Origin of the sequence: Georgenia yuyongxinii (assembly GCF_006352065.1) — a bacterium.
GTDB lineage: Bacteria > Actinomycetota > Actinomycetes > Actinomycetales > Actinomycetaceae > Georgenia > Georgenia yuyongxinii.
Map to the genome: position 1 here is coordinate 1617191 of NZ_CP040915.1, position 19342 is coordinate 1636532.

19 protein-coding genes and 1 pseudogene are annotated in these 19342 nt (G+C 73.3%); 17 read left to right on the forward strand and 3 right to left on the reverse strand.

The window, feature by feature from the left end:
• Positions 1-79 precede the first annotated feature (79 nt).
• A complete protein-coding gene (locus tag FE374_RS07375; RefSeq protein ID WP_139927910.1) occupies positions 80-940 on the forward strand; it encodes an undecaprenyl-diphosphate phosphatase in 861 nt (286 codons plus the stop codon).
• Positions 941-978: 38 nt separating this feature from the next.
• Entirely contained in the window at positions 979-2262 is a 1284-nt protein-coding gene (gene mshC / locus FE374_RS07380; RefSeq protein WP_139927911.1) for a cysteine--1-D-myo-inosityl 2-amino-2-deoxy-alpha-D-glucopyranoside ligase, read from the forward strand.
• On the opposite strand, the gene FE374_RS07385 is transcribed toward mshC, so the two are convergent.
• Complete coding sequence (locus FE374_RS07385; RefSeq protein ID WP_139927912.1) at positions 2263-3207, reverse strand: PAC2 family protein; 945 nt, start codon at positions 3205-3207, stop codon at positions 2263-2265. It lies immediately after the preceding gene.
• Positions 3208-3289: 82 nt separating this feature from the next.
• On the opposite strand from FE374_RS07385, the gene FE374_RS07390 reads away from it, so the two are divergent.
• Entirely contained in the window at positions 3290-3997 is a 708-nt protein-coding gene (locus FE374_RS07390) for an HAD family hydrolase (RefSeq protein WP_230978504.1), read from the forward strand.
• A 10-nt stretch (positions 3998-4007) separates the two neighbouring features.
• Here FE374_RS07390 and FE374_RS07395 read toward each other — a convergent pair whose 3' ends face one another.
• Positions 4008-4904, reverse strand: coding sequence for a RecB family exonuclease (locus tag FE374_RS07395; protein WP_179957356.1), 897 nt, complete (start codon positions 4902-4904; stop codon positions 4008-4010).
• A gap of 96 nt (positions 4905-5000) precedes the next feature.
• On the opposite strand from FE374_RS07395, the gene FE374_RS07400 reads away from it, so the two are divergent.
• The 7 genes and pseudogenes from FE374_RS07400 (at position 5001) to FE374_RS07430 (ending at position 13571) form a co-directional block, all read left to right on the forward strand.
• A complete protein-coding gene (locus tag FE374_RS07400; protein WP_139927913.1) occupies positions 5001-6170 on the forward strand; it encodes a site-2 protease family protein in 1170 nt (389 codons plus the stop codon).
• Positions 6171-6203: 33 nt separating this feature from the next.
• The gene (locus FE374_RS07405; RefSeq protein WP_139927914.1) at positions 6204-7292 is read left to right on the forward strand and encodes a tRNA (adenine-N1)-methyltransferase; all 1089 of its coding nucleotides are present in this window, start codon (positions 6204-6206) and stop codon (positions 7290-7292) included.
• Between the two features lie 102 nt (positions 7293-7394).
• Positions 7395-8999 (forward strand): annotated as a pseudogene (gene arc, locus FE374_RS07410) (proteasome ATPase); the annotation flags it as partial.
• A gap of 211 nt (positions 9000-9210) precedes the next feature.
• Positions 9211-10875, forward strand: coding sequence for a depupylase/deamidase Dop (gene dop / locus FE374_RS07415; protein WP_139927916.1), 1665 nt, complete (start codon positions 9211-9213; stop codon positions 10873-10875).
• 38 nt (positions 10876-10913) lie between these two features.
• Entirely contained in the window at positions 10914-11102 is a 189-nt protein-coding gene (locus FE374_RS07420; RefSeq protein ID WP_139927917.1) for a ubiquitin-like protein Pup, read from the forward strand.
• A complete protein-coding gene (gene pafA, locus FE374_RS07425) occupies positions 11099-12493 on the forward strand; it encodes a Pup--protein ligase (RefSeq protein WP_139927918.1) in 1395 nt (464 codons plus the stop codon). Before FE374_RS07420 ends, pafA begins: the two co-directional genes overlap by 4 nt.
• Before the next feature lie 124 nt (positions 12494-12617).
• Complete coding sequence (locus FE374_RS07430; RefSeq protein WP_139927919.1) at positions 12618-13571, forward strand: FKBP-type peptidyl-prolyl cis-trans isomerase; 954 nt, start codon at positions 12618-12620, stop codon at positions 13569-13571.
• Between the two features lie 7 nt (positions 13572-13578).
• Here the strand turns inward: FE374_RS07430 and FE374_RS07435 are convergent, their stop codons facing one another.
• Entirely contained in the window at positions 13579-14199 is a 621-nt protein-coding gene (locus FE374_RS07435) for a nucleoside/nucleotide kinase family protein (RefSeq protein WP_139927920.1), read from the reverse strand.
• 71 nt (positions 14200-14270) lie between these two features.
• On the opposite strand from FE374_RS07435, the gene hisF reads away from it, so the two are divergent.
• The 7 genes from hisF (at position 14271) to FE374_RS07470 (ending at position 19311) form a co-directional block, all read left to right on the forward strand.
• Positions 14271-15041 carry an imidazole glycerol phosphate synthase subunit HisF gene (hisF, locus tag FE374_RS07440; protein ID WP_139927921.1) on the forward strand — a complete coding sequence of 257 codons (771 nt, stop codon included), beginning with the start codon at positions 14271-14273 and terminating at the stop codon, positions 15039-15041.
• A gap of 25 nt (positions 15042-15066) precedes the next feature.
• Positions 15067-15747 carry a TIGR03085 family metal-binding protein gene (locus FE374_RS07445; protein WP_139927922.1) on the forward strand — a complete coding sequence of 227 codons (681 nt, stop codon included), beginning with the start codon at positions 15067-15069 and terminating at the stop codon, positions 15745-15747.
• Between the two features lie 122 nt (positions 15748-15869).
• The gene (hisI, locus tag FE374_RS07450) at positions 15870-16250 is read left to right on the forward strand and encodes a phosphoribosyl-AMP cyclohydrolase (RefSeq protein ID WP_230978505.1); all 381 of its coding nucleotides are present in this window, start codon (positions 15870-15872) and stop codon (positions 16248-16250) included.
• Entirely contained in the window at positions 16247-17869 is a 1623-nt protein-coding gene (locus tag FE374_RS07455) for an anthranilate synthase component I (protein WP_139927924.1), read from the forward strand. Before hisI ends, FE374_RS07455 begins: the two co-directional genes overlap by 4 nt.
• A 10-nt stretch (positions 17870-17879) precedes the next feature.
• Complete coding sequence (locus tag FE374_RS07460) at positions 17880-18512, forward strand: Trp biosynthesis-associated membrane protein (protein ID WP_139927925.1); 633 nt, start codon at positions 17880-17882, stop codon at positions 18510-18512.
• A 92-nt stretch (positions 18513-18604) separates the two neighbouring features.
• Positions 18605-18886 (forward strand): HGxxPAAW family protein, encoded by a 282-nt coding sequence (locus tag FE374_RS07465; protein WP_139927926.1) that lies wholly within the window; start codon positions 18605-18607, stop codon positions 18884-18886.
• Positions 18886-19311: a hypothetical protein gene (locus FE374_RS07470; RefSeq protein WP_139927927.1), complete on the forward strand. Its 426-nt coding sequence runs from the start codon at positions 18886-18888 to the stop codon at positions 19309-19311. Before FE374_RS07465 ends, FE374_RS07470 begins: the two co-directional genes overlap by 1 nt.
• The last annotated feature ends 31 nt before the right edge of the window (positions 19312-19342 follow it).

The window sequence follows — 19342 nt, forward strand, 5'->3', positions numbered from 1 at the left end:
AGGGCGGACGCGTGAGGTTCCGCACGGGCGCCCCGCGGCACCGGGGGAGGGCGGTGCAGGTGCCGTAGGGTGGCCGACCGTGACGTGGCTCGAAGCAGTGATCCTGGGGCTCGTGCAGGGCCTGACCGAGTTCCTCCCGATCTCCTCGAGCGCGCACCTGCGCATCGTCGGCGACCTCATGGGCACCGACCCCGGGGCCGCCTTCACCGCCATCACGCAGATCGGCACCGAGACCGCGGTCGTCCTGTACTTCCGCAAGGACATCGCCCGGATCATCAAGGCTTGGTTCGGTGCGCTGCCGGTCGGCCCCTGGAAGCACACGGTGCCGACCACGGACCCGGACGCACGCATGGGCTGGTACGTCATCGCCGGGTCCGTGCCGATCGTCCTGCTCGGTCTGCTCCTCGAGGACGCGATCGACAACACCTTCCGCAACCTCTACCTCACAGCGTTGACCCTCGCGGGCTTCGGCGTCCTGCTCGGGGTGGCCGACGCGCTGTCGCGTCGCACCAAGCAACTGGAGCACATGACCTGGCGCGACGCGCTGCTGTTCGGGCTCGCCCAGGCCATGGCGCTGGTCCCCGGCGTCTCCCGCTCCGGCGGCACCATCACCGCCGGGCTGCTCATGGGCTACACCCGCGAGGCGGCGGCCCGGTACTCGTTCCTGCTCGCCATCCCGGCCGTGCTCGGCTCGGGGTTCTACAAGCTCTTCACCGACGGGCTCGACGGCGGCATCGAGCCGGTCCCGACGCTTGTCGCGACCGCCGTCGCGTTCGTCGTCGGCTACTTCGTCATCATCTGGTTCCTTCGGCTCGTCTCCACCCGCGGCTACCTGCCCTTCGTGGTCTACCGGCTCGTGCTCGCCGTGGTGGTCGTGGTGCTGATCCTGACTGGTCTCGTCAGCGCCCTCCCGGACGTGGCGGTCTCGCAGGCCGGGTGAGGCGGGGCAGGGCGACGCCGGGCCGTTAAGGTCGGGCTGTGCATGCCTGGACCTCACCCTCTCTGCCCGACCTGCCCGGGGTCGGGGACCCCGTGCACGTGCACGACACCCTCGCCGGTGCCCTCGCCCCGACCCGCCGCGGGGGGGAACCCGCCACGCTGTACGTGTGCGGCATCACCCCGTATGACGCGACCCACCTGGGCCACGCGAACACCTACGTGGGGTTCGACCTGCTCGTGCGCGCCTGGCGGGACGCCGGTCGGGAGGTGCAGTACGTCCAGAACGTCACCGACATCGACGACCCGCTCCTCGAGCGCGCCGCGCAGACCGGCCAGGACTGGCACGAGCTCGCCCAGAGCCAGATCGAGCTGTACCGCACCGACATGGCCGCCCTGCGTGTTCTCGCCCCCACCCACCTGGTGGGCGCGGTCGAGGCGATCCCGCTGGTGGTCGACGCCGTCGAGCAGATGCTCGCCGAGGGCCACGCGTACCGGGTGGACCTGCCGGCTGGTGCCGGCGGGAACGAGCCCGGGCTCGGCGACGTCTACGCCAACGTCACCGACGACTCCTTGTTCGGGACCGGGGTAGGCATGAGCTGGGACGACATGCTGAAGGTCTTCGCGGAGAACGGCGGCGACCCGGACCGCGCCGGCAAGCACAACCCGCTCGACCCGCTGCTGTGGCGGCGCACCCGCCCGGGCGAGCCGGACTGGGACGGCGCCACCCTCGGCCGCGGCCGGCCCGGCTGGCACATCGAGTGCGCGTGCATCGCCATGGAGCACCTCACCGGCGTCGTGGAGGTCCAGGGCGGCGGCCGGGACCTCGTCTTCCCCCACCACGAGATGAGCGAGTCGCACCTGCGGGTCCTCACCGAGCAGCCCGCCCCCGTCATGCTGCACGTGCACGGCGGCATGGTGGGCTACCACGGCGAGAAGATGAGCAAGTCCCGCGGCAACCTCGTGCTCGTCTCCGAGCTTCTCGCCCAGGGCACCGACCCGATGGCGGTGCGGCTGGTCCTGCTCGGCCACCACTTCCGCGAGGACTGGGAGTACACCGACGCCGACCTCACCGAGGCCACGGCCCGGCTGAGCCGGTGGCGGACGGCCATGCACCAGGCGCAGGGGCCGGAGGCCCAGACCCTCCTGACCCGGGTGCGGGCGGCGATGGCCGACGACCTGGACGCCCTGGCCGCCGTGCAGGCGGTCGACGAGTGGGTCGACGCCGCGCTCGCCGGTGCGGGCGCCGGCTCGTCCGAGATGTCCCAGGCGGCGCCGGAGCTGGCCCGGCGCGTCGTGGATGCCCTGCTCGGGGTGGCGGTCTAGTCAGATTCCGCTGGGGCCGCGCGGCCCGGGCGGGTCGCCCCGCTCGCCCTTGTCCCGGCGGATGTCCCGGCGGCGCAGGTAGCGCTCGAACTCACGCGCGATCGCCTCGCCGGTGGCCTCGGGCAGCTCGGCGGTGTCCTTGGCCTCCTCGAGCTGCTGGATGTACTCAGCGACGTCCGGGTCCTGGCCGGCGAGCTCGTCCACCCCGGCCTGCCAGGCCCGGGCGTCGTCGGGCAGGTCGCCGACCGGCAGCGGCTCACCGACCAGCTCCTCCAGGCGCAGCAGGATCGCCAGGGTCGCCTTCGGCGAGGGCGGCTGGGCGACGTAGTGCGGCACGGCGGCCCAGACGCTGAGGGTGTGCATGTCCCGCTCGGCCGCGGCGTGCACGAGGACCCCCACGATGCCCGACGGGCCCTCGTAGTCCGAGCCGTCCACGCCGAGCAGCGCCTGCACCTGGGCGTCGTTGGACGACGTCTGCACCGGGATGGGCCGCGAGTGCGGGACGTCCGCGAGCAGCGCACCCACCCCCACCACCGTGCCGACGCCCAGCCCTTCGGCCACGTCGAGGATCTCCCGGCAGTAGTCCCGCCACCGGAACGACGGCTCGACCCCCTGGACGAGCACCACCGTGCGGCCCGACACCGGCGCACGGGTCACCGAGACCGTGGTGCTCGGCCACGTCAGGGTGCGGCGGCCGTCGTCGTCCATGCCCACGTGCGGCCGGTTGACCTGGAAGTCGTGGAAGTCCTGCGGGTCGAGCTCGTGCACCACCTCGGCGTCCCACGCGTCGGCGACGACGTCCAGCGCCTGTGTGGCGGCGCTACCGGCATCGTTCCAGCCCTCGAAGGCAGCCAGCAGCAACGCCGGCGGCACGTCACGCGCGGGGTCCGCGGCGTCGTCCTCCTCGTGGGGCCGGCCGGTGGGGCCGTCCTGCGAAGTCGTCATGCGCTCAACCTTAGGCGTGTGCCCGACCCCGGCGCGCGAAGCGGCCGACCGGTGAACCGGACCGGAAAGGTAGGCTCGGCTGGTGCACAACCTCCCACCTCCTGCCGCGGTCCTGTGGGACATGGACGGCACCCTCGTCGACACCGAGCCCTACTGGATGGCCTCCGAGACCGAGCTCGTGTCGCGGCACGGCGGCATCTGGACGCACGAGCAGGGCCTCCAGCTCGTGGGGAACGACCTCATCACCTCCGCCCGGATCATCAGGGCGCAGACCGGCATCCCGGGCACCGACGAGGAGATCGTCGAGCAGGTCCTCGCCGGCGTCGTCGAGCGTGTGCGCACCCATGGCGCGCCGTGGCGGCCCGGTGCGCTCGACCTGCTGGCCCGGCTGCGCGGCGCCGGGGTGCCCTGCGCGCTCGTCACGATGTCCTACGACGTCTTCGCGGCCGCAGTGCTGGAGGCCGCGCCACCGGGCACCTTCGACGTCGTCGTGACCGGCGACCAGGTCACCCGAGGCAAGCCGCACCCGGAGGCCTACCTGACGGCGGCGGACCGGCTCGGCGTGGACATCACCCGGTGCGTGGCCGTCGAGGACTCACCGACCGGCGTCGTATCCGCCCTGGCGTCGGGTGCCCGCACCATCGCCGTGCCGCTGATGCTCCCCATCGAGGCACGAGAGGGGCTGAGCCGGCTGCGCACGCTCGAGGACGTCGAGCTCGACCTCCTCGCGCGGATCGCTGACGGTGACGTCGTCGACGATCTCGAACCGGCCGGCCGGACCTCGCGCTAGGGCGGACCCCTCAGCCGGCGGTCTGCACCGACAGCAGGTGCTCGACGCCGCCCTCCGGCAGCTCCGGCAGCTCACCGCCGAAGCTGGGGCACCGCGCCTGGAAGCTGCACCAGTCGCACAGCCGGGAGAGGCGTGGCGCGAAGTCACCCGCGCGGGCGGTCGCCGCGATGGTGCGCCACAGGTCGTCGAGCTCGCGCTCCATGGCGACCAGCTCCGCCTCGTCCGGGTCGTGCGCCAGCGTGCGGCCGTCGCCTAGGTAGACCAGCTGGAGCCGGGCCGGCACCACCTTGTGCAAACGCCACAGCATGAGGCCGTAGAAGCGCATCTGGAAGAGCGCCTCGTCCTGGAACCGTGGTTTCGGTGACTTCCCGGTCTTGTAGTCCACCACCCGGACCGCGCCGCTGGGGGCCACGTCGATGCGGTCGACGAAGCCGCGCAGCAGCACGCCCGAGCTCAGCTCGGTCTCCACCAGGAGCTCGCGCTCCGCGGGCTCGAGCCGCTGCGGGTTCTCCATGCGGAAGTACTGGGTGAGGAGGCTGCGGGCCTGGGCGAGCCAGGCGCCCAGATCCTCCGGGCCAGCGAACATCGTGGCCACCTCGGGCCGCTTCTCGCGCAGCTGTGCCCACTGCGGGTCCAGGAGGCGCTGCGCGGACTCCTCGGTGCGCTCGGCGGCGGGCAGGTCGAAGAGGTGCTCGAGGACGGCGTGGACGAGGGAGCCCTTGACCGCGGCCTGGCTCGGCGGCTCGGGCAGACGGTCCACGGCCCGGAACCGGAAGAGCAGCGGGCACTGACGGAAGTCCTTGGCACGCGAGGGCGACAGGGCGGCCCGCCGACGCGGCGCACCGGCGGCGGGCGGCGGCGCCGGTACGGCGTCCTGCTGGGTGATCGTGGCACTGGGTGAGGGCATGTCTGTCACGTTAACCGCCGCCACCGACAAGGCTGTGCAGGCGTGTGGATGGCGCGGCCCCCACAGCCGTCCAGGTTCGGCCCGTAGGCTGAGGTGATGTACCAGCCCAGACCCGGCCCGGACCGCTCCGTGCGGCAGGGCGCTGCCCGCAGCCGGCCCGGCTGGGTGCTGGGGCGGGTGGGCGGAACCCCGGTGATGCTGGCACCCTCCTGGCTGCTCATCGCGGCCGTGATCGTCGCCCTGTACTTCCCGGTCGTGCGTCGCGTCGCCCCGTTCGCGTCCACCACGGCGGTGGTCCTGACCACGCTCGCCGTCGTCGTCATGCTGTTCGTCTCGGTCCTGGTCCACGAGCTCGCCCACGGCCTGACCGCCACCCGCTTCGGTGCACCGCCGCGGGAGTACGTCATCACCTTCTGGGGCGGGCACACCGCCTTCGACCGGGAGCTGCCCACCGCAGGCTCCTCCGCCCTCGTCTCCGTGGCGGGCCCGGCGGCCAACGCCGTCCTGGCGGCTCTGGCCTGGCTGGCGCTGCGCGCCGTGCCGCCGGACGTGACGGCGTTCCTGGTGGTGTACGGGGCGTTCTTCACGAACGCGCTGGTCGCGGCGTTCAACCTCCTGCCCGGCCTGCCCCTGGACGGCGGCCGCGTCCTGGAGTCGCTCGTCTGGGCGGTGACCGGGGACCGTGTGCGCGGCATGACCGTGGCCGCCTGGGCGGGCCGGGTGGTCGTCGTCGGCGGTGTTCTCGGCGCGGCGCTGTACTACGCCGTCCGCGGCATGCAGCCGGGCCTGACCACCGTCGTGTGGGTCGCGCTGCTGGGCTCTTTCCTGTGGTCCGGCGCGGGCCAGACCCTGCGCGCGGCACAGGTACAGCGCTCGGCCCAGGGCCTGGACCTGCTGGCCCTCGCCACGCCTGCCCTCGCGCTGCCCGCGGTGGCCCGGCTGGCGGACCTGCCCGCGGCGCTCGCCGGTCGCGAGGGCAGCGCCGTCGTCCTCGTCGAGCAGGGGCGACCCGTCGCCCTGCTGGACCCGGCCGCCGTCCGGCAGGTCCCCCCGGAGAATTACGCGGCCACCCCGCTCACTGCCGTCGCCCGCGGCCTGGCCCCGGAGCAGGCCGTCGACGCGCTGCGCGGTGCGGACGCGCTGGCCGCCGTGGCCCGCGCGCAGAGGCACGGCCCGGTGGTGGTGCTCCTGGTCGACGGCGGCGTGCTCGGCGTCGTGGAGGTCGCGCGCGTGGCACGGCAGGTGCAGCGCTTCGGGGCGCGGTAGTCCCACCGCCGCCGGACCGTAGACTCGCCGGTCGTGACCCAGCAACCTGAGCCGACCACCACCGCCGACACCGAGCTGCCCCTGGGCCCCGCGCACCGTCGCGGCCCGCTGCGGGCGGGGGAGCGTGTGCAGCTGACCGACTCCAAGGGCCGCCTCCACACGATCCTGCTCACCCACGACGGCTACTTCCAGAGCCAGCGCGGCTCGTTCCGCCACTCCGCGCTGATCGGCCAGCCCGAGGGCACCGTCCTCACCACCACCACCGGGCACCAGATCCTCGCCCTTCGGCCCCTGCTGAGCGACTACGTGCTGTCGATGCCGCGCGGCGCCGCGGTGATCTACCCCAAGGACGCCGGTCAGATCGTGCAGATGGGCGACATCTTCCCCGGCGCCCGGGTGGTCGAGGCCGGGGTCGGCTCCGGCGGGCTGACCATGAGCCTGCTCTCGGCCATCGGCGAGCGGGGCCGGCTGCTCTCGGTCGAACGACGCGAGGACTTCGCGGACATCGCCCGCGGCAACGTCGAGTCCTGGTTCGGCGGCCCGCACCCGGCCTGGGACGTGCGCGTCGGCGACCTCGCGGACGTGCTGCCCGACGCCGTCGAGCCCGGCACCGTCGACCGTGTGGTCCTCGACATGCTCGCCCCCTGGGAGAACCTCGAGGCTGTCGCGGACGCGCTCGCGCCGGGCGGGGTGCTGGTGGCCTATGTGGCCACCACTACTCAGCTGAGCCGGTTCGTCGAGGAGGCCCGCGGGACCGAGCTCTTCACCGAGCCGCAGGCGTGGGAGGCCATGGTGCGCACGTGGCACCTGGAAGGGCTGGCGGTGCGGCCGGACCACCGGATGGTCGCGCACACCGGCTTCCTCGTCACCACCCGCCGGCTCGCACCCGGCACGACGCCGCAGCAGCGCACCCGCCGGCCCGCGAAGGGGGCGTACTCGCCCGACGGGGAGTGGTCGCCGTCCGACGTCGGAGAGCGCACCATCTCGGACAAGAAGGTGCGCCGGGTCCGCCGCGACATCCACCGCCGCGCGGATATCGAGGTCTCCGGGATGGCCTCCCAGCCCGGCGTGCGGCCGGCCGACACCCAGGACGAGGACCTCCTCAGCCACCCGGAGGAGTGACGACCCCGCCGTCGAACGCCGGCGCCGCCGCACGCGAACGGCCGCATCACGTTGTCACCGGCGGCACCTAGGCTGGGTGGACGAGAAGAGGAAGGGGCCGTCATGGCAGATGCGGACCGCTACAGCGAGGCCCGCGCCCGTGAGCTCGAGCAGCAGGCGATCTCCCTGGCCAGCAAGAACGAGCGCCTCGCGCAGGCGCTCGACACCGCCCGCCAGCGGCTCGTGCAGCTGCAGGATCAGCTCGACGCCGTCTCCCGGCCGCCCGGCTCCTACGGCACCTTCCTGACCGGGCACCTGGAGGACCGCGAGGCGGACGTCTTCGTCGGCGGTCGCAAGATGCGGGTCGCCGTCTCCGCGGCCGTGCCCCTCGGCGCACTGCGCGCCGGCCAGGAGGTGCGTCTCAACGAACAGCTGCTCCTCATCGGGGCCGGCTCGTACGAGACCACCGGAGAGATCGTCACCGTCAAGGAGGTCCTCGACGGCGACCGGGTGCTGGTGCTCGCCCGCACCGACGACGAACGGGTGATGCGGCTGGCCGGCCCCCTGCTGACCACCCATGTGCGGGTCGGGGACGCCCTGACGGCGGACATGCGCACCGGCTTCGTCATCGAGCGCGTGGTGCGCTCGGAGGTGGAGGAGCTGCTCCTGGAGGAGGTCCCGGACACCGACTACTCCGACATCGGGGGCCTCGGCCCGCAGATCGAGCAGATCCGCGACACGGTCGAGCTGCCGTTCCTGCACCCAGACCTCTACCGCGAGCACGGCCTCAAGCCGCCCAAGGGCGTGCTTTTGTACGGGCCGCCAGGGTGCGGCAAAACCCTCATCGCCAAGGCGGTGGCCACCTCCCTGGCCACCACCGCCACCCAGCGCCGCGAGGACCGTGACGGGCACGCCGACACCGCCTCGCCGCGCAGCTACTTCCTCAACATCAAGGGTCCCGAGCTGCTCAACAAGTTCGTGGGGGAGACGGAGCGGCAGATCCGGGTCATCTTCGCCCGTGCCCGGGAGAAGGCGGTCAAGGGGATCCCGGTCGTCATCTTCTTCGACGAGATGGAGTCGCTGTTCCGCACCCGTGGCACTGGGGTGTCCTCCGACGTCGAGACCACCATCGTCCCGCAGCTGCTCAGTGAGATCGACGGCGTCGAGAAGCTCGAGAACGTCATCGTGATCGGTGCGTCCAACCGCGAGGACATGATCGACCCTGCGATCCTGCGGCCCGGCCGCCTGGACGTGAAGATCAAGATCGAGCGCCCGGACGCCGAGGGCGCCCGGGAGATCTTCGCCAAGTACCTCACCGCGGACCTGCCCCTGCACGACGCCGAGCTCGCACGGCACGACGGCGACCCCGACGCCACCGTCCGCGCCATGATCGAGTCGGTCGTCGCGGCCCTGTACGCCACGGAGCCACGCAACGAGTTCCTCGAGGTGACCTATGCCGACGGCGACCGCGAGGTGCTGTACTTCAAGGACTTCGCCTCGGGCGCGATGATCGCCAACATCGTCGACCGCGCGAAGAAGCGGGCGATCAAGGATCTGCTCGCCACCGGTGGCCGGGGCCTGCGCACCGCCCACCTGCTCGGTGCGCTGGCCGCGGAGATGCGCGAGAACGAGGACCTGCCCAACACCACCAACCCGGACGACTGGGCGCGCGTGAGCGGTAAGAAGGGCGAGCGGATCACCTACATCCGCACGCTCGGCACTGGCCGCGACGACCTCGCCGACGCGGGCGTGGCCGTGACGGTCGAGGGGCCGGCCGCCGGAGCGGGCGCGGGGGCCGGTCCCGGGCTGGGAGCCGGTGTCGGGCCTTCGCCCGCGGCGCCCACCACCGTGGGCGGCAGGCACGGGCCGGACCGGGTGGACGGCCGCGAGGTCGACAACGTCACACCCGCCGGCGGCTACCTGTGACCGGGGGATCGCGATGAGCGTCCACCGCCCGATGGGCATCGAGACCGAGTACGGGCTCATCGAGCCCGGCAACCCCGGCGCCAACCCGATGGTGCTCTCCGCGCACGTGGTCGCCGCCTACGCGGAGACCGGCGGCCGCGGCGGCCACGTGCGCTGGGACTACGCGGGGGAGGACCCGCTGTCCGACGCCCGCGGCTTCCGGCTCGACCGGGCCAGCGCCCACCCCTCCCAGCTGACCGACGACCCCGACCACCCGGCACCGCCGGAGGAGGGTGACGACGGCGCGGGAACCGACGGGTCTGTGCCCGCGGCCCGCGGGGTGCGCACCACCACCCTGCGCCGCCCCAGCCCGGCCGAGCTCGCGCTGCCCGTCGCGAACAACGCCGTGCTGACCAACGGGGCCCGGCTCTACGTCGACCACGCCCACCCGGAGTACTCCAGCCCGGAGGTCACCAACCCGCTCGACGCCGTCCGCTGGGACCGGGCGGGCGAGCTCGTCATGCGCGGGGCCATGGACGCCCTGCACGCGGCCCCCGGCCTGCCCGACGTCGTGCTGTACAAGAACAACGTCGACGGCAAGGGCGCCGCCTACGGCACCCACGAGAACTACCTCGTGCGCCGCGAGGTCAACTTCGGCGACATCATCCGCTACCTCACCCCGTTCTTCGTCACCCGGCCGATCTTCTGCGGCGCCGGCCGGGTGGGGCTGGGCCAGCGCAGCGAGCGTGCCGGGTTCCAGATGTCTCAGCGCGCCGACTACGTCGAGAACGACGTCGGCCTGGAGACCACCTTCAACCGGCCCATCATCAACACCCGCGACGAGCCGCACGCGGACGCCGGGAAGTTCCGGCGGCTGCACGTCATCGGCGGCGACGCCAACCTCATGGACGTCTCCACGTACCTGAAGATGGGCACCACCTCCCTGGTGCTGTGGCTGCTCGAGGCCGACGCCGTACCCCTCGAGCTGGACAGCCTCATGCTTGCCAACCCCGTGGGGGAGACCGCCGAGGTCAGCCACGACCTCACGCTCTCCCATCGGCTGACCCTCGCCGACGGTCGGGAGATGACCGCGCTGGCGATCCAGCGGGTCTACCTCGACGTCGTCGCGGCCGCGCTCACCCAGGCGGGCAGGACGGACCAGGCCACCCGCGACGTGCTCGAGCGGTGGGCGGGCGTGCTCGACCGGCTCGCCACCGACCCCGCGGGCGCCGCCGCGGAGGTCGAGTGGGTGGCCAAGCTGCAGCTCCTCGACGGCATGCGCCGCCGCGGTGGCCTGCCGTGGGACCACCCGAAGCTCGCGGCCCTGGACCTGCAGTGGTCGGACCTTCGCCCGGAGCGGTCGGTCTTCAACCGGCTCGTCGCCGCCGGCCGCGTGGAACGGCTGGTGCCGGACGCCGACGTCGTCACCGCCATGCGCACCCCGCCAGCGGACACCCGCGCCTGGTTTCGCGGCCAGGTGATCGCCCGCTATCCGGGGCAGGTTGCCGGGGCGAGCTGGGAGTCGGTGGTGCTGGACCTGCCCGGGCACGACCACCTCGTCCGAGTGCCGATGACCGACCCTCTGCGCGGCACCCGCGCGCACGTGGGCGCCCTGCTCGAACGGGCCGGCACCGCCGTCGAGCTGCTCGAGGCCCTGACCGCGCCCCCGGCCACCGGCCCGCCCGCCGCGCCCGCCTGAACGTAGGATCACAGCAGACCCCGAGGAGGAGCACCGCCATGGCACACCAGGAGCAGCGCCACAGCACCCGCCGGGACGAGCCCGGGATCGACCCCGAGCCCCCGGTCGCCGCCGCGGCACAGGCACGCACCCAGCAGGTCGACGACCTGCTCGACGAGATCGACTCCGTCCTCGAGGCCAACGCCGAGACCTTCGTCCAGGGTTTCGTGCAGAAGGGCGGCCAGTGACCGTCCGACGCGTGTTCGGCGTCGAGACGGAGTACGGCATCACCTGCGCCGCCCCGCCGGGCGGCGACCCGGGCACGGTCGTCACCGCCGACGACGCCGCCCGGTACCTCTTCCGCAAGGTCGTGCAGTGGGGCCGGTCGTCGAACGTGTTCCTGCGCAACGGCGCGCGGCTGTACCTCGACGTCGGCTCCCACCCGGAGTACGCCACCGCGGAGTGCGACGACGTCCACCAGCTGGTCGTGAACGACCGCGCGGGGGAGGCCATCCTCGACGAGATGGTCGAGGACGCGAACCAGCTCCTCGCCGCCGAGGGCGTGCCGGGCACCATCCACCTGTTCAAGAACAACGTCGACTCCGCCGGCAACTCCTTCGGCTGCCACGAGAACTACCTCGTGCGCCGGCGCCGCGACTTCCAGGCGATGGGCGACGCCATCGTGCCGTTCTTCATCACCCGGCAGATCCTGACCGGCGCCGGCCACATCCGCGCCCGGGCGGGCGGCGGGGCGACCTACGCGTTCTCCCAGCGCGCCGACCAGATGTGGGACGCCATGAGCTCGGCGACCACCCGCTCGCGCCCCATCATCAACACCCGGGACGAGCCGCACGGGGACGCCGACCTCTACCGCCGCATGCACGTCATCGTGGGCGACTCCTCGGTGGCGGAGACCACGACCATGCTCAAGGTGGGCATGACCGACCTCCTGCTCGGCATGCTGGAGGACGGTGTGCGGGTGCGAGACCTCGCGCTGGCCGAGCCGATGCGGGCGATCCGGGAGATCTCGCACGACACCACCGGCACGGTGCCGGTCGAGCTGGCCACCGGCCGGCGCATGAGCGCCCTGGACATCCAAGAGGAGTTCCTCACGCGTGTCACCGCTTACCTCGACTCCCGGGGCCTCACCGAGGGGCTCACCGGCGTGCAGCGCCGCGTGCTCGAGCTGTGGGAGCGGGGCCTGCGGGCGCTGCGCGACGCGGACCCCTCGCTGGTGGACACCGAGCTGGACTGGGCGATCAAGGCCCGGCTCTTCGAGCGGTACCGCAGCAAGCACACCCTTGCCCTCGACGACCCCCGCGTGGCCCGCCTTTCGCTGGCGTACCACGACATCTCGCCCACGAGGGGCTTGGCCACCACGCTGGCCCGCCGCGGTCTCATGGCCCGCATCACCACCGACGACGAGGTCGCCGCCGCCGTCACCGAGCCGCCGCCGACCACCCGCGCGAAGCTGCGCGGCGACTTCGTCGCCCGGGCGCAGGAACGGCGCCGCGACGTCACCGTGGACTGGGTGCATCTGAAGATCAACGACGCCGTCCAGCGCACGGTGGTGCTCAAGGACCCGTTCGCCCCGGTCGATGAGCGGGTCGACGCCCTGATGGCGGCGCTGCAGGCCTGACGGCGGCCCCGAGATCGCGCGGGGCACGTCACCTGCCGACCGGTGGGGCCGACGCAGGTCACCGCGACGTAGGCTGCCCTTCGTGGTTCAGCGAACTCCGGCCCCGTCCCGGCGAGCATCCCGCGTGCTAGCCGCGTGGTTCGCGGCCGTGCTGTTGGTCCTGCTCACCGCCTGCACGAGCGAGGAGCCGCCCGAGGAGGCGCCCGAGGTGGGCGTCTCCGGCGCGTTCGGCTCGGTGCCCGTGGTCACGTTCACCCCGCCGCTGCCGCTGACCGAGTCCTCCGTGGAGACGATCATCGAGGGGGACGGGCGTGAGCTCGCCGCGGACGAGCCGGTGGTCCTGACGCTGACCGCGTACGACGGCGACGACGGCGGGCTGGTCGAGAACCGGGGGGTCGGCGAGGTCCGCACGCTCACGCTCACCCCGGAGGACGTCGGCGCGGACCTCTACCCGGTGCTCGTCGGCGCCCGTGAGGGCAGCCGTCTCCTCGTGCGCCAGCCGGTCGAGGAGGCGGGCACGGACCGGATGCTGGTGCTCGTCATCGACGTCCGGTACACCACCGCCCGGGGTGAGCCGGTGAAGCCCGCCGAGGGCCTGCCGACGGTCACCGTCGCCGAGGACGGCACGCCCACCATCACGCTGCCCGAGGGCGACCCGCCGGACCAGCTGGTGGTCCAGCCGCTGCTGCGCGGCGACGGCGGACAGGTGCGCCCCGGTCAGGACGTCACCGTCCAGTACGCCGGTGTCGCGTGGGAGTCCGGCGAGCTCTACGACTCCACGTGGGCGGCGGGCAAGGTCCCGCGCACCCTGGTCCTCGGGGACACGATCCCCGGTCTGCGGGACGGCCTGCTCGACCAGACGGTCGGCTCGCAGGTGCTCCTCGTCATCCCACCGGCGCAGGCCCGGGGCACCGACACGCTCGTGCTGGTCGTCGACGTGCTCGCCACCTCCGGCGGTGACACGGACTCGGTGGTGGAGAACCCCCCGGGCTCGGCCGGGAAGGACACGACGCCGGACCCGTCCGAGTCCGAGCCGACGCCGGCCCCCGCCGACACCGAGGCCACGCCGCTCGACTGAGCGGCGTTCACCCGGTCCGCAGCACCAGATCCGCGGCCACCCGGGCGTCCCGCTCGTCCAGCAGGGCCTGCTCCTGTGCCGCCCACGAGTCCCACAGGTGGGCCCAGCCGCCTCCGTCGCGGGTGAGCGCCCGGTGCCGCCGCACCCGTTCCGGCGCGTCGAGCCAGACCAGCAGGTCGAGGAAGGGTGCGCACACCAGCGAGCCGGCACCGCACCCCTCGACCACGAGCACGCGGGGCATCGGGGCGCCCGGTGCGGGTACGAGCAGCTCGCCGTCGAGGGCACCGGTTACCCAGTCGTAGCGAACCGCCCGACCGTGCCGTCCGCGTGTCAGCGGGGCAAGGATCCCGGCCACCACGACCTCCAGCCCCTCCCGCAGCCCGTCCCAGCCGCGGTAGGAGTCCTCCAGTGCCAGGGTGGTGACGCCGCCGTCGGCCTGGGCCACCTTGAGCACCTCAGCCAGCCGGGCGGCCACCCCCCGCGCGAGCTCGGACTTCCCTGAGCCGGAGCGGCCGTCGATCCCGAGCACCAACGGGCCGGGCCCCACGTGGCCCGCCAGGGCGACCTGCACCAGCGCGGTCACGGCACCGACGGGGTCGGATGGCGGGTCCGGCGGGCGGGCGGTCATGTCGGCTGACGGTACCTGCCGGGATAATCTCGTCCTGGCCGACACGGACGGCCGGGAAGAGGGACAGCGAGATGAGTGTGGCGGTCCGGGTCATCCCGTGCCTCGACGTCGCCGACGGCCGGGTGGTCAAGGGCGTCAACTTCCAGGGCCTGCGCGACGCCGGCGACCCGGTGGAGCTGGCCCGCCGGTACGACCGAGAGGGCGCAGACGAGGTCACGTTCCTCGACGTGTCCGCCTCGGCCGAGGCCCGCGAGACCACCATGGAGGTCGTCTCGCGCACCGCCGAGCAGATCTTCGTGCCGCTCACCGTCGGCGGCGGCGTGCGTTCCGTGGCCGACGTCGACCGCCTCCTCAAGGCCGGGGCGGACAAGGTCGGCATCAACACCGCGGCCATCGCCCGCCCCGAGCTCCTCAGCGAGGTCGCCGAGCGGTTCGGCAACCAGGTCATCGTGCTGTCCGTGGACGCGCGCCGGTGCACGGGGGAGACCCGCACGCCGTCGGGCTACGAGGTCACTACGCACGGCGGCCGCCGCGGGACCGGGATCGATGCGGTCGAGTGGGCGGTGCGTGGCGCCGAGCTCGGCGCCGGCGAGATCCTCCTGAACTCGATGGACGCCGACGGCACCAAGGATGGTTTCGACCTGACCATGCTGCGCGACGTCCGCCACCAGGTGCGCGTCCCGCTGATCGCCTCGGGCGGGGCGGGCAAGGTGGAGGACTTCACCGAGGCCGCCCGCGCCGGGGCCGATGCCGTGCTCGCCGCGTCGGTGTTCCACTTCGGCACCCTGACGGTCGCCGAGGTCAAGGCCCACATGCGCGCCGCCGGCATCGCCGTCCGCTGACCGTCCACCAACACCCGGAGGGCCCATGACCTGGATGGAGACCGAGCGCGCCGCGCTCGTTGACACCTTTCGCGACGCCGATCCCGACGCCGACACGCTGTGCGAAGGGTGGACCGTGCGGCACCTGCTCGCCCACCTCGTGCTGCGTGAGCACCGGCCTGTGCGGAACGCGGTGGAGCTGGCGGCTCGGCGGCCCCCTGGCCGGGAGGTGTTCCTTGGCTCCCTGGTCGAGCGGGCGCGGACGCCCGCGGGATACGCCGCGCTGCTCCAGCGGTTCGCGGGCGGCATGAGCGCGGCCAACCCCGTGTCGTGGCCCGGGGACGGGGCCCACCTCCTGGAGTACGTCATCCACCACGAGGACGTCCGCCGCGGCGGCGACGAGCCGGCCGAACCGCGCGTCCTGCCGCCGGACGAGGTACGGGCCATCTGGGCGCGACTGGCACCGTTCGCCAAGCTCGGGTACCGCCGCAGTCCGGTCGGTGTGGTGCTCGCCGTCCCTGGCGGGCCGCGGGCGGTGGTGCGGCGCGCCGCCGACGCCGTCGTCCTCACCGGCGACCCGGTCGAGCTCGCCCTGCACGCCTCCGGGCGCCGGACGGCGGCCGACGTCGAGGTCATGGGCCGCCCGAAGACGGTCGAGAGGTTTCTCGACCACTTCGCGGGCGATCCCGACCCGCAGCCGGGGCAGGGCAGCGCGCGGATCAGGTGACATCTCGCCGAGGAGATGACATCTCGCGGAGGAGATGACGTCTCGAGATGACATCTCGCCGGAGGGGTGGCGGGGGCGAGACGTCGCGGCAGGTCGTCGCGCCGCCGTGGCAAGATCGACCGGTGCCCACCAGCCCTCTCGAGCCCGCCCTCGCCGCCCGCCTCAAGCGCGACGAGCACGGGCTGATCTCCGCCGTCATCCAGCAGCACGACACCGGTGAGGTGCTCATGGTCGGCTGGATGGACGACGAGGCCCTGCACCGCACCCTCACCTCCGGGCGGGTGACCTTCTGGTCCCGCTCCCGGCAGGAGTACTGGCGCAAGGGTGACACCTCGGGGCACACCCAGCACGTGCGCGCGGTGGCGCTGGACTGCGACGGCGACGCCGTGCTGGTCAAGGTCCACCAGGTGGGTGCGGCCTGCCACACCGGCACCCGCACCTGCTTCGACGCCGGCGGCGACCTGGGCGCCGTCGTCGGCCACACCCCCGGGACCGACGCATGAGCACCGAGACCACCTACCTGTCCACCCCGCGCGTGGAGTGGGGCGAGACCTGGCCGGCCCTGCCGGAGTTCCGCGAGATGGCCGCCGACCGGCGCGTCATCCCGGTAGTCCGCCGCCTGCTAGCCGACGACGTCACCCCGGTCGGCCTGTACCGCCAGCTCGCGGGCGGTCGCCCCGGCACGTTCATCCTCGAGTCCGCCGAGCACGACGGCGCCTGGTCGCGGTGGTCCTTCGTCGGCGTCGCCTCCCGGGCGACCCTGACCAGCCGGGACGGGCACGCCGTCTGGCACGGCGACGTCCCGGTCGGCGTCCCCGCCGCCGGCCCCCTGCTCGAGGTCCTCGCCACCACCCTCGCCGAGCTGCGCACCCCGGCCATCGCGGGCCTGCCGCCGCTGACCGGCGGGCTGGTCGGCACCCTCGGCTGGGAGGTGCTGCGCCAGTGGGAGCCCACGCTGCGGGTGCAGGCACCCGTCGAGCACGACACCCCCGAGGTGGCGCTGTGCCTGGCCACCGACATGGCCGCCGTCGACCACCACGACGGGTCGGTCTGGCTCATCGCCAACGCGGTCAACTTCGACAACACCGAGCACCGGCTCGACGCCGCGCACGCCGACGCGGTCGCGCGCCTGGATGCGATGGAGGCGGCGCTGCTTCGGCCCACCACCACCGCGGCGGCCGTGCGGGTGCCCGTCCAGGAGCCGGAGCTGCGGTTCCGCACGCCGCGGGCGGACTTCGAGAGCGCCGTCCTGGCCGCCAAGCAAGCGATCTACGACGGTGAGGCGTTCCAGGTGGTGCTCTCCCAGCGGCTCGACATCGACTGCGTCGCCGACCCGCTGGACGTCTACCGGGTGCTGCGGACCATCAACCCGTCCCCGTACATGTACTACCTCCAGCTCGCCGACCCCGACGGCCCGCCCGCCGCGGACGGCCCGGGCACCTTCGCCGTCGTCGGCTCCAGCCCCGAGACGCTCGTGCACGTCAAGGACGGCACCGTCACCACATTCCCGATCGCCGGGTCCCGGCCCCGCGGGACCAGCCCGGCCGAGGACCGGGCGCTGGCCGAGGAGCTGCTTGCCGACCCCAAGGAGATCGCCGAGCACGTCATGCTCGTCGACCTGGCCCGCAACGACCTCACCAAGGTGTGCCGGCCGGAGACGGTCGAGGTGGTCGACCTCATGGAGGTCAAGCGGTTCAGCCACATCATGCACATCTCCTCCACCGTGGTGGGCCGCCAGCGCGAGGGCGTCACCTCGCTGGACTGCCTCACCGCGACCTTCCCGGCCGGCACCCTGTCCGGGGCGCCCAAGCCGCGCGCCATCGAGCTGATCGACGACCTCGAGCCGGCCCGCCGCGGCATCTACGGCGGCGTCGTCGGCTACTTCGACCTCGCCGGCAACCTCGACATGGCCATCGCCATCCGCACCGCCGTCATCCGCGACGGGCAGGCGTCCGTGCAGGCCGGGGCCGGCATCGTGGCCGACTCCGTGCCGGCCACCGAGTACGAGGAGACCCGCAACAAGGCCGCCGCCGCAGTCCGGGCGATCCAGGTCGCGGCAGGGCTGCGGCCGGTGGGAGCGGGTCCGGTCGGGTCCGCGCCGCAGCCGGTCGGCAGGGCGTGAGGACGACGGCGTGACCTGGCCACCCCGCCGGCGCACCGTGGTCGTGCTCGCCCTGCTGCTGGGTGCGGCGCTCCTCGCGGTCGGTGCCCTGCCGTGGGTGCAGGCGTCGGTCCGCACCGTCATCGACGTCCGCGAGATCGCCGTCAGCGGCGCCGCCGCCACACCGGCCCTGACCGCCGCCGGGCTCGTGGTCGGCGCCGCGGCCGTGACGGTGGGTATCGGGCGCCGGGTCGGTGCCGCCGTCGGCGGTGTGGCGCTGCTGGGTGCCGCGGTGCTCGCCGGGACGGCTGTGGCCGGTGTGCTGGGCGACCCGGCGGCGCCCGCGGTCGCCGCTGCCGCGGAGCTCAGCGGTGTGCCGCAGCTCGCCGGCGAGCCCCGGGTCACCCTGTGGCCGTGGGTCGCCCTGGTGGTGGCCGCGTGCCTGGCGGTGCTCGGGCTCGTGCCGCTCGTCGCGGCCGGGCGGTGGCAGGCGGCCGGCCGGCGGTTCGAACGGCCGGCTGCGCCATCGGCCCGTTCGGCGTCGAGCGAGGCGAGCGACGCGCGCACGCGGGCGATGGATGACTGGGACGCCCTCGGCCGGGGCGAGGACCCGTCGGGTCGTGACCCGGACGGCTCCGCACCCGGCGGTCCCGCCCTTTCCTGAGAGGGCGGGTCACGGCGGTGGCGCGCACCGGGAAATCCGCGCGGTACCGCTAAGGTGAAGGCCTATCGCCGTGTCCGCCGAAGGGAAAGACCATGCCGCAGACCCCGGAGCCACAGAGCTACACCCTGCCGCCCGCCGCACCGTTCACCAACCACGGTCGGACCAAGGCCGCGTGGGTGCTCATGTGGGGTGTGTGCCTCGGCTTCCTCGTCACCGCGCTGGGGCTGATGCTGTCCGAGATGGTGGTCATCATCATCGGCGTCATCCTGGCGGTCGGGTCGGTCGTGGTCAGCATGGTCATGCGCGGGATGGGGCTGGGCCAGCCTGCCCCCGTCACGGTCGGCCAGGACGGGCGCGACTGGTACTCCGCCTGATGAGCGCGGCCGGCGAGCCGCCGTTCGGCGAGCAGCCCGGCTACAACGCCGGGCAGTACGGGCCCGGCCAGTACGGTGCCGCGGTGTACGGCGCCGCCGGACCGTCACCGTACGGGTGGGGTGGCGCGAGCACCGAACAGAACAACCTCGGCGTGATCGCGCTCGTCGCGGCGATCGTCGGCGTCGTCGCGTCCTTCATCCCGGGCGTCAATCTCGTCGCCCCGATCGGCGGGATCGTCGGCATCGTCGTGGGCATCATGTCGGTGCGCGCCGCTGCCGCGGGGCGTGCGACGAACCGCGGCATGGGTGTGGCGGGCATCGTCGTCGGCGCCGTGCAGCTCTTGCTCCTGCTCTTGCTCCTGCTCTTGCTCATCATCGGCGCGGTGATCTTGTTCAGCAGCTCCGATCCGGGGTTCTCGTTCTGACGCTCGGCGCTTGATTTGTCTCGTTCTGCCC

Coding starts and splice junctions, on each gene's coding strand:
- FE374_RS07385 (WP_139927912.1), bottom strand. CDS start 3,207: ATGACGACTTCGCAGGACGGCCCCACCGGCCGGCCCCACGAGGAGGAC.
- FE374_RS07395 (WP_179957356.1), bottom strand. CDS start 4,904: ATGCCCTCACCCAGTGCCACGATCACCCAGCAGGACGCCGTACCGGCG.
- FE374_RS07400 (WP_139927913.1), top strand. CDS start 5,001: ATGTACCAGCCCAGACCCGGCCCGGACCGCTCCGTGCGGCAGGGCGCT.
- dop (WP_139927916.1), top strand. CDS start 9,211: ATGAGCGTCCACCGCCCGATGGGCATCGAGACCGAGTACGGGCTCATC.
- FE374_RS07420 (WP_139927917.1), top strand. CDS start 10,914: ATGGCACACCAGGAGCAGCGCCACAGCACCCGCCGGGACGAGCCCGGG.
- FE374_RS07435 (WP_139927920.1), bottom strand. CDS start 14,199: ATGACCGCCCGCCCGCCGGACCCGCCATCCGACCCCGTCGGTGCCGTG.
- hisF (WP_139927921.1), top strand. CDS start 14,271: ATGAGTGTGGCGGTCCGGGTCATCCCGTGCCTCGACGTCGCCGACGGC.
- FE374_RS07445 (WP_139927922.1), top strand. CDS start 15,067: ATGACCTGGATGGAGACCGAGCGCGCCGCGCTCGTTGACACCTTTCGC.
- FE374_RS07455 (WP_139927924.1), top strand. CDS start 16,247: ATGAGCACCGAGACCACCTACCTGTCCACCCCGCGCGTGGAGTGGGGC.
- FE374_RS07465 (WP_139927926.1), top strand. CDS start 18,605: ATGCCGCAGACCCCGGAGCCACAGAGCTACACCCTGCCGCCCGCCGCA.
- FE374_RS07470 (WP_139927927.1), top strand. CDS start 18,886: ATGAGCGCGGCCGGCGAGCCGCCGTTCGGCGAGCAGCCCGGCTACAAC.